This window comes from Dietzia timorensis (genome assembly GCF_020742175.1).
GTDB classification, from domain to species: Bacteria; Actinomycetota; Actinomycetes; order Mycobacteriales; family Mycobacteriaceae; genus Dietzia; species Dietzia timorensis_A.
On record NZ_DYXM01000087.1, the window covers coordinates 1 to 13,416 of the forward strand.

Below are 13,416 nucleotides of genomic sequence, written 5' to 3' on the forward strand. Positions count from 1 at the left end.
CCATGTGTGCCGAAGTGCCGAACAAGTCCGGCGCGATGAGCCGCGCTTGTGCCGGCTTCCTGTGTGTTGAGCAGGGCAGTACCTAGTTGGACGGCGATCGCTCCGCCGTCGAGCGCGGCACGTGCATCGGCTGCTGTATGGATTCCGCCCGTCGCTATTACGGGGACATCCGGCAGTGACGAGGTGACGTCTTTGAGCAATTCGAGCGTGGAACGCTGTCCCGGTCCGTCGCCGATGCTGAAGGTGCTTTGGTGGCCTCCGGCTTGGGTTCCCTGTGCGATGAGGATGTCTGCGCCGTTTTCTCTGGCGGTCCGCGCGTCCTCCGCGGAAGTGATCATCACTGCGACTTCGGTGCCCGCCTCATGCAAGCGGTCGACGGTGCCTGCATCGGGGACGCCGAAGGTAAACGACACCATTGGGACCGGAGTGTTGCACAGGTAGTCGACCTTCCTGCGTAGTCGTTGTCGGTGAACGATGCTGTCGCCGGACCGTCGAGGCCGGCGGACTCCGCAATGCCCGATAGGGTCCTGGCAAACTCGGCAATTTCGTCGTCCGAGGTTGCGCTGCGTGCGTCGTCATACCTGGTGATGAACAGGTTGACGCCGAACAGCTCCGTTCCTGCCGAACGGATCTCAGTGATGTCGTTGTGTAGAGCGTCGACCGACTGGTAGCCGGCGGCGAGAAAGCCCATCCCGCCGGCGGCCGCAGCAGCCGAGACGAGCGCGGGCGTGGTTGGCCCGCCCGCCATGGGTGCTGCGATAAGCGGCTTGCGCAGCGTGTTGAGCGAGGAATTGTTCGTGGGCAAGAAGACCACCTATGTGTTGTTGTCGGAGAATGTGGCGGATCGGGCGCTCCGTGGAGCGATGCGGCCTCAATGTGGCGGATTTCGATCTGCCGTTAGTCGCCATGGTAAGCCTCCATGTCTGGGTGGTCGTTCCGGTCGCAGATTCGGGATTGGTTCTGCGTTGATCTATTCGTTCTGCGATTTGGTATTCGCATGTACTTGGCGTTGCGAGCCCGTAAACTAGAACACGTTACAATTTGGGCAGATAGCGTTTGTCTCACTGGAAGGCTCTGGAACAGCACATGACGAGCACGCAAGTACCTGAGGCGTTTATCTACGACGCCATTCGCACCCCGCGCGGTAAGGGTAAGCCCGGCGGGGCGCTGTACACGGTGAAGCCGATTGACCTTGTAGTCGGCCTGATCGAGGAGGTTCGCCAGCGTTTCCCGGGCCTGGATGAGGACCGGATCTCCGACATCATCCTCGGGATCGTGACGCCGATCGGCGATCAGGGGATGGATCTTCCCCGCATCGCCGCTCTCGCGGCGAAGATGCCCGATACCGTCGCCGGTGTGCAGATTAATAGGTTCTGCGCCTCCGGTCTTTCCGCGGTGAACATGGCTGCAGCGAAGATTCGCTCCGGCTGGGACGAGGTTGTATTCGCCGGAGGCGTCGAGTCGATGTCGCGCGTGCCGATGGGTACGGACGGTGGCTCCTGGGCGACCGATCCGGTGACGAACTACGAGACATACTTTTCCCCTCAGGGCGTGGGCGCGGATCTCATCGCCTCCATCGAGGGATTCGACCGGGAGCGCGTCGACGCGCTCGCCGTGCGGTCCCAGGAGTATGCCAAGCGAGCCTGGGACGAGGGGCGATTCGATCGCTCGGTTGTGCCGGTCCGCGACCGTAACGGGCTTCTCCTGCTTGATCGCGACGAGCACATGCGTCCCGGTGCGACGGTGGAGTCGCTGTCGGCGCTCAAGCCCTCATTCGCGATGGCCGGCGAAATGGGCGGCTTCGACGCAGTTGCTCTGCAGAAGTACCACTGGGTCGACGAGATCACGCACGTTCATCACGCAGGTAACTCTTCCGGGATTGTCGACGGCGCGGCGCTGGTAGTGGTCGGTAGCGAAAAGGCCGGCGCCGACATGGGGATGGAGCCGCGGGCACGCGTGGTCTCGCAGGCGACGTCGGGCGCGGATACGACGATCATGCTCACCGGTCCGACGCCGGCCGCGAAGAAGGCGCTTGCCATGGCTGGGCTCGAGCCAGAAGACATCGACATCTGGGAGATCAACGAGGCTTTCGCGTCCGTCGTTCTGCGATTCCAGAAGGACATGAACATCCCAGACGAGAAGCTCAATCCCAATGGTGGCGCTATCGCGATGGGGCATCCGCTGGGCGCGACCGGCGCGATGATCCTCGGTTCGACCATCGACGAACTACACCGCACGGGTGGCAAGCGCGCGCTCGTGACCCTCTGCGTCGGCGGCGGAATGGGCGTAGCCACCATCATCGAGCGGGTCTGACCGCTTCCACCAACACGCGAATTCACTACTTCGGGAGAACTTACTACTGATGAGTACCAATATTTTCGGGTGGGAGCAGGACTCCGACGGCATCGTCGTTCTCACCATCGACGACCCCGACCACGGCGCGAACACGATGAACGACGCGTTCCGCACCTCGTTTGATGAGACGCTCGACCGACTTGAGAAGGAGGTCGACTCGATCACGGGTGTCGTCCTCACTTCGGGAAAGAAGTCATTTTTCGGCGGCGGAAACCTCAACAGCATTATGGCGATCGGCCCCGATGAAGCCGAAAAGATCATGGGGCAGACCGGCCACATGAAGGGCCAGCTGCGACGGCTCGAAACCTTCGGCAAGCCCGTCGTTGCGGCGTTGAACGGTGCCGCGATGGGCGGCGGGTTCGAGCTCGCGCTCGCTTGCCACTATCGCGTTCTCGCGAACGTCCCCGGCGCGAAGGTCGGACTGCCGGAGGTCACCCTCGGGCTTCTGCCCGCCGGCGGCGGAATCGTGCGCCTCGTGCGCATGTTCGGCATCCAGAAAGCGATTGCCGAGTTCCTCACCTCCGGACGCTCGTTCAGCCCGGATAAGGCGCTGGACAAGGGTCTCATCGACGAGGTGGTCGACGGTGTCGACGGTCTCGTACCCGCGGCGAAGAAGTGGCTCGCAACAAACCCGAGCGCGGAAAAGCCGTGGGATCAGAAGGGCTTCAAGATCCCCGGTGGCACGGTCGACGATCGCGCGGTGAGCTCGATCCTCCCGTCGGTCCCTGCGAATCTTCGCAAGAAGCTCGGCGGTCAGCCGAACCCGGCGCCGCTGGCGATCATGGCCGCGGCTGTCGAAGGCTCGCAGGTGAATTTCGAGGCCGCCTCGCTCATCGAGTCGCGCTATTTCGCCTCTCTTGCTACGGGACCGGTGTCAAAGAACATGATCCAGGCGTTCTTCTTCGACATGCAGCATCTGTCTTCCGGCGGCGCCCGGCCGAAGGCTGCCGATGGTTCCGAGATCCCGAAGACGCAATTCACCAAGGTCGGTGTGCTCGGCGCCGGCATGATGGGCGCCGGAATCGCGTACGTGTGCGCCAAGGCAGGCATCGACGTCGTGCTGAAGGACGTGTCCTTGGAAGGCGCCGAAAAGGGCAAGGCGTATGCGGAGAAGCTCGAGGCCAAGGCGCTGGAGCGCGGACGAACCACCCAGGAGAAGTCGGAGAAGCTACTCGCACGGATCACGCCGGCGGAGTCGCCGGACGCCCTCGCCGGTTGCGATGTCGTAGTCGAGGCGGTCTTCGAGTCCCCGGACCTGAAGAAAAAGGTGTTCGCCGAGATCGAGGACGTGGTCGACCCAGACGCACTGCTCGGGTCCAACACCTCGACGCTCCCGATTACCGATTTGGCAACGGGCGTGAAGAAGCAGGAAAACTTCATCGGCATCCATTTCTTCTCGCCGGTCGACAAGATGGCTCTTGTGGAGATCATCAAGGGAGAGAAGACGACCCCGGAAACCCTCGCGAAGGCCATCGATCTCACACTGGCGATTCGCAAGACACCGATCGTGGTGAACGATTCCCGTGGCTTCTACACCTCCCGGGTGATCGGGACATACGTCAACGAGGCGATCGGCATGCTCGACGAGGGCATCGATCCCGCGACGATCGAGCAGGCGGGTCGCCGTGCGGGCTACCCGGCCGCGCCTCTACAGTTGTCGGACGAGCTGAACCTCAACCTCATGGTGAAGATCCGACAGGCCTCCCGCGACGCCGCCGAGGCAGAGGGCGTCGAGTACAAGCCCACCGCCTCCGACCGAGTCGTGCTGAAGATGGTCGAGGAGATTGGCCGCACAGGCCGCGCGGGAGGAGCAGGCTTCTATGATTATGTCGATGGGAAGCGAACCGGCCTGTGGTCCGGGCTGAGAGAGGCATTCTCTACGACGGGTGAGGATTCGCCGCCGATGCAAGATCTCGTCGACAGGATGCTGTTCGCCGAGGCGATCGAGACGCAGAAGTGCTTCGACGAGGGAGTTATCGTCGACGACGCCGATGCGAACGTCGGATCCATTATCGGCATTGGCTATCCGGCGTGGACCGGCGGAACCCGTCAGTACGTGAAGAACTACTTTGGCGTGGGCGGCACCGGAGTCGCCGGGTTTGTCGCCCGCGCGAAGGAACTTGCCGGAAAGTACGGAGATCGGTTCACCCCGCCGAACTCGCTCGCCGAGCGAGCCGCCTCCGAGGGCAACGCAGACGGTTCCACTTCGGCTTAGCGCCGCTTTGTAAATTGAAAAAGCTGTGGCTGCGCAGCGCTGCGGCCGGTGGAGGGAAACCCAGTGGGTATAGGGAGTTTGGGGCAGTCGGGGATCAGTGCCGGCAACGGTCCGAGTCGAATGGCTTCACGCAGCCTTCGGTGGTGCCGCCGCCAAGGCGTGCTGAGCATGACGGCGGCGATCGTGTTCGCGGGGTCCGCCGTCATCCCCCCAGTGGCGCAGGCGCAGCAGGCGCCGTCCGGTAGTGCCGCGAACCACACGAATTCGTTGGGCCAGGCCGACGAGCTGAGCAGCATCGTCAATCCCGGTGATGACCGCACGTTTTACGAGCTCGATCCCGCAGTGGATCTCGCGGCGGCGCAGCCGGGGGATGTATTGCGGCAGCGGGAAATTTCGCTACATCTCGCAGGGCTCGCGACACCGGTGAGAGTGACGCAGCTGCAGTATCGCACGACCGATACGCAGGGACGACCCGAGTTCAATGTGACCTCGGTGCTGCACCCGACGGTGCCTGCCGACGGGCGAGTTGTCGCGTATCAGTCGGCCTATGATTCGCTCAATGCCGAGGACGGGCCGTCGCGCTCGCTGGCGGGAAACTTCTCGCTGGGAGGAGGCATCGCCACGGCTGAGACGGCGGTGATGTTGCCGATCCTGCAGTCGGGCGCCAGCGTCGTGATGGCAGACACCGAGGGGGTGGACGCAAACTTCGCCGCGGGGCCGGAATACGGGATGGCGACGATTGACTCGTTGCGAGCTGCGAAGAATGCCGAAGTCGGAGGTGTACGGGCGGACTCGCCGGTCGCGATGATCGGCTACTCCGGCGGCGCAATCGCGACGAACTGGGCAGCGGTCCTGATGAACGACTACGCGCCCGAACTTCGGCCCTCTATCGTCGGTGCTGCGCAGGGCGGGCTCCTGGTCAACCCGCTGAACAACCTCACCTACGCGATCGAGGGGCCGCTGTGGTCCGGCGTCGTGCTCATGGCGATCGTCGGCCTGGCGCGCGCGTACGAGATCGATATGGATCCGTATCTCACCGAGACCGGTAAGTACTTTGCGGATGAGATGGAGGACGCTTCGATCATCGACGGGTTCGGGCGTTTGGCGGGCATGTCGTGGGACGACCTCGTCAAGCCCGAGTATCCGGCGCCGCTCGACGTGCCGCCGATCAGGGAGATCGTCGACAAGGTGAACATGGGGACCGCGCCGGTCCCGGACATACCGATGCTCCTCGTCCAGGGCGGAGGCGGCTTTATCGAGCTGACCCCGCCTGGCGGCGAGAACACCGGCGCCGGCGACGGCGTGATGGTCGCGGGCGACGTGCGCGCCTTGGCCCACCGCTATTGCGAGGCGGGAACGCCGATCGTGTACCGCGAATACCCGATCGCGAGCCACGTGGCGGCGGGGATTCCGTACGCACTCGAGACCCTCGGCTGGGTGAACGACCGGTTCGCCGGGGTGCCCGCGCCGAACAACTGCGGCACATACCCGGCGGGCAACGACCTGACCCGCGGTGGCCACGGCGGAACGTTCCCGGTGCCGATCTCGCAGTCCTGAGCGAGTCAGGCGGGCATGATCTCCGAACGGATGAGGAACCGTTTGCCCTCGGGCGATTCGAGGGAGAAACCGCCGCCTCGCCCGTCCACCACGTCGACCGTGATGTGGGTGTGCTTCCACACCTCGAACTGCTCGCGGCTCATCCAGAAATCGAGTTCGGCGACGTCATCCGGCAAATCGGGCAGGGTAAAGGTGCCGAGCAGGATGTCCGAGTCCCCGGTGCGGAATTCGCCTTGCGGATAACACATCGGGGAGGAGCCGTCGCAGCATCCTCCGGACTGATGGAACATGAGCTGCCCGTTGCGGTTCGCGAGCTTCTGTAGCAACTCGATAGCCGCGGGCGTGAGGTCCACGCGGCTTGTGGATTCGCCCTCGATGGTGGGCGTGGACGCTAGTGACGAAGTGGTCATGGCGCACCTCCTGGTGTGTGATCCATTGTCGCGTCAGATATGGGGAGAAGACAATGGTGGGGTGCCCGGCGCTCGCCGAACACCCCACCACGGTCGTGCGTTCTGCCGCCTGCGGGCTTAGAAGAAGCCCATCTTCGACGGGTCGTACGAGACGAGAAGGTTCTTCGTCTGCTGGTAGTGATCGAGCATCATCAGGTGGTTCTCGCGACCGATGCCCGAGCTCTTGTAGCCGCCGAAGGCTGCGTGGGCCGGGTAGTTGTGATAGTTGTTCACCCACACGCGGCCCGACTGGATCTCGCGGCCGGCGCGGTAGGCGACGTTCCCGTCACGAGACCACACGCCGGCGCCGAGGCCGTAGAGCGTGTCGTTCGCCGTCTTCATTGCGTCGGCGTAGTCGTTGAACCGCGCCACGGAGACGACGGGACCGAAGATCTCCTCCTGGAAGATGCGCATCGAGTTGTCGCCCTCGAAGATCGTCGGCTCGACGTAGAAGCCGCCGGACAGGTCGCCGCCGAGGTCGGCCTGCTTGCCGCCCGTGCGCACCTTCGCGCCCTCCTGCTTGCCGATGTCGATGTAGCTGAGGATCTTCTGCAGCTGGTCGTTCGAGGCCTGCGCACCCATCATGACGTCGGTGTCCAGCGGGTTGCCGGTCTTGATGGCCTGCGTACGCTCGGTCACCGTGTCCATGAACGGGTCGTAGATAGAGTCCTGCACGAGCGCGCGCGAGGGACAGGTGCAGACTTCGCCCTGGTTGAGCGCGAACATCGTGAAGCCCTCCTGCGCCTTGTCCCAGAACGCATCGTCTTCGCTCATAACGTCGGAGAAGAAGATGTTCGGGCTCTTGCCGCCGAGCTCGAGGGTCACCGGGATGAGGTTCTCGGAGGCGTACTGCATGATGAGGCGGCCCGTGGTCGTCTCACCGGTGAAGGCGATCTTGCGGATCCGCTTGTTCGCCGCGAGCGGCTTGCCTGCCTCGACGCCGAAACCGTTGACCACGTTGACCACGCCCGGTGGCAGCAGATCGCCGATGATCTCCATGAGCACCATGATCGACGCCGGGGTCTGCTCGGCGGGCTTGAGTACCACGCAGTTACCGGCAGCGAGCGCCGGGGCAAGCTTCCAGATGCCCATGAGCAGCGGGAAGTTCCACGGGATGATCTGCCCGACGACGCCGAGCGGCTCGTGGAAGTGGTACGCGATGAGATCCTCGTTGATCTGCGACAGATGCCCTTCCTGCGCCCGGATCGCGCCGGCGAAGTAGCGGAAGTGGTCGATGCCGAGCGGAATGTCGGCGTTGAGCGGCTCGCGGATCGCCTTGCCGTTGTCCCAGCTCTCGGCGACGGCGATCTTCTCGAGGTTCTCCTCGATGCGGTCGGCGATCTTGTTGAGGATCACCGCGCGCTCCGCGGGGCTCGTGGTGTTCCATTTCGGTGCCGCCGCCCATGCCGCGTCGAGCGCCGCTTCGATATCGTCCGCGGTGCCGCGCGCGATCTCGCAGAACACCTTGCCGTTGATGGGGGAGACGTTCTCGAAGTACTCGCCCTTGATCGGGGCGACCCATTCGCCACCGATGTAGTGGTCGTAGCGCTCCTTGAAATCGACAAGTGCGCCTTCGGTCCCCGGGTTCGCGTACACCGTCATGGTGGACTCCTTTCATTGCGGATCAACCAGGTGGTTGTTAACCAGTGCGGTTATCTGCAAATGTAATCTGCGTCACGTTGCAACAACGTTGCATGACGGCGGAGATGCAGGGCCCTACGGGGAACTGATTATGCGGAGTCGCTGCTCTGGAGCGTTTCCAGGTGGGCGACGATGACCGAGCGCTGCGCCGATCGCGCGGGCAGCACCTGCAGGGCGACCTGCCACGGATCGGGGTCCGCCTCGACTTCCGGTAGCTCCAGATAGCGAAGGAGGGTGTCGGGGTCGGCGTCGGAGAGCATCGCCTCGCGGAGAGCGAGAGAGGCGCTTTGCAGGATCGCCGAGACGCGGTCGGATTCTGCGGCGGCCGCCGACTCCCCGCGGTAGAGGTCGAGTGCGAGATCGTATTCGCCGCGGCCGACGTGTTCCACCACCTCAAGCGCGTCGACCGCGAGAGGTTCGGTGAGCCGGTACGGACGCCCAGCGAGCTGTGGCGCGCCGGGAATCGACTCGAGGAGGCGCTTGAGGCGGAGGAGTTCCACGCGGACGGTGGCCGCGGCCGTCTGCTCCGGGTAGATGAGCGCGCCGATCTCCCCGGCGGTGAGTCCGCCGGGCTCGGTGGCGAGGACTGTGAGGAGCTCGGTGTGGCGCGTCGTCAGCGGGGTGGAGGATCCCCCGATCTCGAGGCACGGTCGGCCACGGTGGACGAGGCGAAGCGTCGGCGGAGACGGCTGGGTGCGGTATGCGTCCAGGGTGGCCGCGTCGCGCATCTGGATGCTCAGCTCGCGTGCGGCGGCCGCGGCGGTCGCGCGGACGAGGGCCAGGCAGCGCGGGTCGCCTGCGGCGTCGCCGCCGGTGACGTCGAGGGCACCGAGGATCGCCCCGGTCGACGGATGGACGAGCGGTGCGGCGGAACAGCTGAACGCGTGGACCTCCGGGCGCGTGTGCTGGTCCCGCAACACCGACAGCGCGGAACCGCGCAATAAGGCCGTGCCCGGGGCGTTTGTGCCCTTCTTGGCCTGCGACCAGTTCTCGCCGACCGCGAACCCGATCTCCTCGATGCGCGACTGCGCGCGCCTGTCGCCGCCGATGTGGCGTAAGTGGCCGGTGTCGTCGGCGAGCGCTACGACGAGCCCGTCGTCCGAGGCCGTGGGCATGAGCAGATCGTTGACTAGGCCGACGACGGTCTCCACCGGCGTGCCGGTGTGCTGCTCCGTGGCCACGGATGACGTCCGCGCTGGCCGCTGCTGGGACACGCATCCTCCCGCCCATGATTGAACTGGTGATTCAGCTCACAGTATAGGCGCGATCGTGTGGGCGTCCAGGCCCGCGGATCGGTTCTCAGTCGGCTTTCGTGGCCGCCACGCGGCCGACCCGCTCGAACGCCTCGGTGAGAACCGCAGGGTTGCAGGCGAAATTGACTCGGAAGTGCCCCTCGCCGCCGGGGCCGAAGGCGATGCCGGGGCTGAAGGCGACCTTCGCCTCGGAAAGGAAGGTTTTGGCGGGGTTGTCTCCGAGTTCCGGGTAGGCGGAGGCATCGATCCACGCGATGTACGTCGACTCCGGGCGCGCCATCTTCGCCTTCGGCAGGTGCTCGGCGAGCAGCTTCTCAAGCAGGTCGACGTTCTCGTCGAGCGCGGCCATCAGCTGCTCGCGCCATGGCTCGCCCTCGGTGAGCGCGACGCGGGCGGCGAGAGATCCGAGGTGCCCGGCGGCGCCGGCGAGATACGGCGGGAGCGTGTACTGGGCGCGGTTACCTGTGATGACGAAGGCGCACTTGAGGCCGGCGAGGTTCCAGGTCTTCGACGCCGAGGAGATCGCGAAACCGACCTTGCGCGCGGTATTCGAGGCGGCGAGGAAGCTGCGGAATTCGTTCCCCGGCAGGGCCATGGGTGCCCAGATCTCGTCGGACACCACGATCGCGCCGTAGGAATCGGCGAGCTCGGCGAGAGCGGCGAGCTCGGATTGCGGGTGGATGCGGCCGGTCGGATTGTGCGGGTGGCACAGCAGCACTGCGCGCGCACCGTCGGCGAGCTCGGCCTCGATTGCGGGGAGGTTGATGCCGCCGTCCTCGTCGAACGGAACGGGCGCCGGCTCGTGACCGGCACGGCGGATCCACCCCGGAAACGGCATGTAGACGGGAACGTGGTGGACCACCCGTCCTCCGCTGGGCACGAACTCGGCCAGCGCCGCGCGGACGCCGACTCCGACGTCATACACGGGCATGACGTCGCCGGGCGCGGACTCGACCCCGTAGCGGGTGTAGTACTGCGAGACGACATCGCGCAGCCCCTCGGCATCCGCGGAGTATCCGGTATCGCCGTCCGCGACGGCCGCGGCGAGGCGCTCGGCGATCGGGGGTGCGAGCGCGACGTCGGACTCGGCGACGAACAGCGGCAGCACGTCCTCGGGGTAGGAGACCCATTTCTCGCTGCGGCGTTTGCGGAGAGCGGAGAGTTCGAGATCTAGGGGGAAGCTCATTGCCCTAGCTTATCGCGGCGCTAGTGCGTTGCCTCGGACTCCTCGTGGCTGCCGAAGGGGAGGAGATGGATGACGGTCGCGAGGAACGCGCCCCACACGGTGCCGACGATAAATGCGCACAGTGTCTCCACGCACCACGCGAGCGCGCCGCCGACCCCTGCGAGTCCGGCGACCGGGTGGGCGATGGCGGCGATCAGATCGTGAGGTCCGTGCCAACCGAGGTCACCGATTCCCTCGACGATGATGTGCCCGCCGACCCAGGTCATCGCGAACGTGCCGACCACCGACAGCGCCGACAGAATGAAGGGCATCGCCTTGACCAGCCCCTGGCCCAGCTTCTTGACGCCGGCGGAGTCGCGTTTTGCGAGCGCGAGGCCGATATCGTCCATCTTGACGATGAGCGCGACCACGCCGTACACGACGAGCGTGATGAGGATGCCGACGACGAAAAGGACCGCGGCCTGCATCCACACACTCTGCTCGGCGACCTCGTTGAGTGAGATGATCATGATCTCGGCCGAGAGGATGAGGTCCGTGCGGATCGCGCCGGACACCACCTTTTTCTCGGCGTCCTCGCCTTGGCGCACGGCCGGTTCTGCGGCCTCGTCTTTCTCGCCGGACTTCCGCCGCACCATGTCGAGGAGCTTCTCGGCGCCCTCGAAACACAGGTAGGAGCCGCCAAGCATGAGAATCGGCGTGATCGCCCACGGAGCGAACGCGCTGAGCAGTAGCGCGATCGGCAGGATGATGAGGAGCTTGTTGCGCACCGAACCGATGGTGATCTTGCGGATCATCGGAAGCTCGCGGGAGGCGTCGACGCCCTCGAGATACTGAGGGGTGACCGCGGTGTCGTCGACCACGACGCCCGCCGCCTTGACGCTGGTGCGCCCCGCGGCGGCCGCGACGTCGTCGATGCTCGCCGCCGACATACGCGCGAGCACGGAGATGTCGTCGAGAAGGGCTACGAGGCCACCGGCCATTACTGAACTCCTAGGTGGGAGGGGGCCCGCGCGGGCGGTCGTTCGCGTACTGGCAAAAGAATAGGCGAATCACGGCACCGATGCGCGAGATGTGGCGTAGCCCCTAGAGCCGCAGGATTCCGGCGGGGGACTTCTGGATCTCCTCGAAGCGGCCGACGTTTCGGCGCACCGTGTCCCATTCCTCGGTCGGGATCTGTTTGATCGCGCGCTTGATCACGCCCTTGTCGCTCGTGCCCCACGCGATCGGCATCGGGGAGATGAACTGGTAGGCGTTGTCCTTGCCTCGTGCGGAGCGGTTCCCGGCGACGGCGACGCACGGTACGCGTTCGCCCTCCTTCCGGTCGTGCCCCGGAAGCTTCTGCGCGGAGAGCGTGACCAGCGCGGGGATCGAACCGGCCGAACGGTCGACGGCCTGGTCGACGAGCGCGACGAGCGTGAGCACGTGCGGGTGTACGTTCGCGACGATCGCCGGCACAAGTTCGGAGGTGGCGTAGGTGCGGTCGATCTGTCCCATCTTGCGGGGGATGTAAAAGATCATCGCGAGGCAACCGAGGCCGAAGAGGCCGAGGACGAAGGCGATCATCAGCGCGCCGACCGAACCGAAGACGACTCCGAGGACGACGGCACCGCCGAGGCAGACCACGGCAAGGATTGCCGCGGCGATCTGTAGCCGGCGGATCTCGCCGAGCTTCTCGTTGTATTTGCGCGCCCAGGACTGATCCACGTCGAAGTCGAAGAGGCGGTACTGCGTGTGCGGGTTCTGCGGTGCGGGCATGGTGTCCATTATGGACTGTCGCTAGGTCAGTTCCACCAGCGCCGCCGCCGCGATGAATGTCCCGATGCCGATAAACAGCGCGGCGCTCACCGCGTCGACCACGGGAAGCCAGGTCCGGATCCGTGCGTTGAGCTTCGGATGCGAGGCAGCGAGCGTGACCGAGGCAAACGCGAGAGCGGCGATCGCGACGAGCAGCGCGAAGATTCCCATCGACGCCGCAATCGACAGCCGTTCACCGCCCGGATACAGGAACGGCGCGAGCAGCGAACCGAAGAACACCACGGCCTTCGGGTTGGAAAGGTTCGTCGCGAGCCCCCGCGCATAGTCGCCGCGAAGCGTTCGCGTTCTCGTTGCGCCTCGAACGGAACCACCGCTGGATGACGTCGCCGCCACATGACCGCGCCTGGCCGCTACGCTCTCGCGCGCAACCGGCCAGGAACTGCGCAGTCCGGTGACTCCCATGAAGACGAGAAACCCGCCGCCGGCGAGCTGCAGCCAGTGCAGCAGGTCCTCGCGTGCCTGGAGGATCGCGGCGAGCCCGAGCATCGACGCGCCCAGCCAGATCGCGACCCCCGTGACCACCCCGGCCATCGCCGCGAATCCCGCCCACCGCGAGGCCAGCGAGCGCTGGATCACGAGCAGCATGTCCGGGCCCGGGGTGTAGGCGCCGACTATCCACACGCCGACGAGCGCAAGCAGTTGGGAGAGGGTGAGCACGAAGGGACAGTCTAGGGGTGTGAAACCCGCTTTCACCAGCCGCAAAAAGCGCCCGTAAGCTAGCCTTAAGGCGTGACTCACGCCACATTTCGTAGGTCTGGCATCGCCCTCGCCGCGCTCGCCTCGGCGCTCATCGTCGTGGGCGGCGGTCTTGCAGCGCCCGCGTACGCGCAGTCGACGGGCTCCGTGCAGGCCCCGGGGAGCTCGGGGTTCCCTGGCGTCTCGGATGCGCTCGGGTCCCTTGGGGTTCCTCAGGATCAGTTATCCGCGCTCGGCTCGGGCGAGATC

Annotated in this window: 13 protein-coding genes; 4 read left to right on the forward strand and 9 right to left on the reverse strand. The window is 65.3% G+C overall.

What is annotated here, in order from left to right:
* Both K8V11_RS04675 and K8V11_RS04680 read right to left on the reverse strand, forming a co-directional pair.
* Window positions 1-416 (reverse strand): nitronate monooxygenase (locus K8V11_RS04675; protein ID WP_303911263.1); only part of this gene is annotated, 416 nt, incomplete at its 3' end.
* Window positions 338-805, reverse strand: a complete 468-nt coding sequence (locus K8V11_RS04680) for a nitronate monooxygenase (RefSeq protein ID WP_303911265.1) — start codon at window positions 803-805, stop codon at window positions 338-340. The genes K8V11_RS04675 and K8V11_RS04680, both read right to left, overlap by 79 nt.
* Window positions 806-1,086: 281 nt before the next feature.
* On the opposite strand from K8V11_RS04680, the gene K8V11_RS04685 reads away from it, so the two are divergent.
* The 3 genes from K8V11_RS04685 (at window position 1,087) to K8V11_RS04695 (ending at window position 6,127) form a co-directional block, all read left to right on the forward strand.
* Window positions 1,087-2,313, forward strand: a complete 1,227-nt coding sequence (locus tag K8V11_RS04685) for an acetyl-CoA C-acetyltransferase (RefSeq protein WP_303911266.1) — start codon at window positions 1,087-1,089, stop codon at window positions 2,311-2,313.
* Between the two features lie 49 nt (window positions 2,314-2,362).
* Complete coding sequence (locus tag K8V11_RS04690; RefSeq protein ID WP_303911267.1) at window positions 2,363-4,570, forward strand: 3-hydroxyacyl-CoA dehydrogenase NAD-binding domain-containing protein; 2,208 nt, start codon at window positions 2,363-2,365, stop codon at window positions 4,568-4,570.
* Window positions 4,571-4,738: 168 nt separating this feature from the next.
* Complete coding sequence (locus K8V11_RS04695; protein ID WP_303911268.1) at window positions 4,739-6,127, forward strand: lipase family protein; 1,389 nt, start codon at window positions 4,739-4,741, stop codon at window positions 6,125-6,127.
* 5 nt (window positions 6,128-6,132) lie between these two features.
* Here the strand turns inward: K8V11_RS04695 and K8V11_RS04700 are convergent, their stop codons facing one another.
* The 7 genes from K8V11_RS04700 to K8V11_RS04730 all read right to left on the reverse strand — a co-directional run bounded on the left by K8V11_RS04700 (window position 6,133) and on the right by K8V11_RS04730 (window position 13,128).
* Window positions 6,133-6,537 carry a DUF779 domain-containing protein gene (locus tag K8V11_RS04700; protein WP_303911269.1) on the reverse strand — a complete coding sequence of 135 codons (405 nt, stop codon included), beginning with the start codon at window positions 6,535-6,537 and terminating at the stop codon, window positions 6,133-6,135.
* A 117-nt stretch (window positions 6,538-6,654) separates the two neighbouring features.
* Window positions 6,655-8,178, reverse strand: coding sequence for an aldehyde dehydrogenase family protein (locus K8V11_RS04705; RefSeq protein ID WP_303911271.1), 1,524 nt, complete (start codon window positions 8,176-8,178; stop codon window positions 6,655-6,657).
* A 128-nt stretch (window positions 8,179-8,306) separates the two neighbouring features.
* Window positions 8,307-9,431: a GAF domain-containing protein gene (locus tag K8V11_RS04710; RefSeq protein WP_303911273.1), complete on the reverse strand. Its 1,125-nt coding sequence runs from the start codon at window positions 9,429-9,431 to the stop codon at window positions 8,307-8,309.
* A gap of 85 nt (window positions 9,432-9,516) precedes the next feature.
* Window positions 9,517-10,656, reverse strand: a complete 1,140-nt coding sequence (locus K8V11_RS04715; RefSeq protein ID WP_303911274.1) for a MalY/PatB family protein — start codon at window positions 10,654-10,656, stop codon at window positions 9,517-9,519.
* 20 nt (window positions 10,657-10,676) lie between these two features.
* Window positions 10,677-11,636 (reverse strand): DUF808 domain-containing protein, encoded by a 960-nt coding sequence (locus K8V11_RS04720; RefSeq protein WP_303911276.1) that lies wholly within the window; start codon window positions 11,634-11,636, stop codon window positions 10,677-10,679.
* Window positions 11,637-11,739: 103 nt separating this feature from the next.
* Window positions 11,740-12,411, reverse strand: a complete 672-nt coding sequence (locus K8V11_RS04725; protein ID WP_303911277.1) for a DUF3239 domain-containing protein — start codon at window positions 12,409-12,411, stop codon at window positions 11,740-11,742.
* 21 nt (window positions 12,412-12,432) lie between these two features.
* Window positions 12,433-13,128 (reverse strand): LysE family translocator, encoded by a 696-nt coding sequence (locus tag K8V11_RS04730; RefSeq protein ID WP_303911278.1) that lies wholly within the window; start codon window positions 13,126-13,128, stop codon window positions 12,433-12,435.
* Window positions 13,129-13,200: 72 nt separating this feature from the next.
* On the opposite strand from K8V11_RS04730, the gene K8V11_RS04735 reads away from it, so the two are divergent.
* Window positions 13,201-13,416, forward strand: a 216-nt coding sequence (locus K8V11_RS04735) for a hypothetical protein (RefSeq protein WP_303911280.1), incomplete at its 3' end; no start/stop codon positions are given.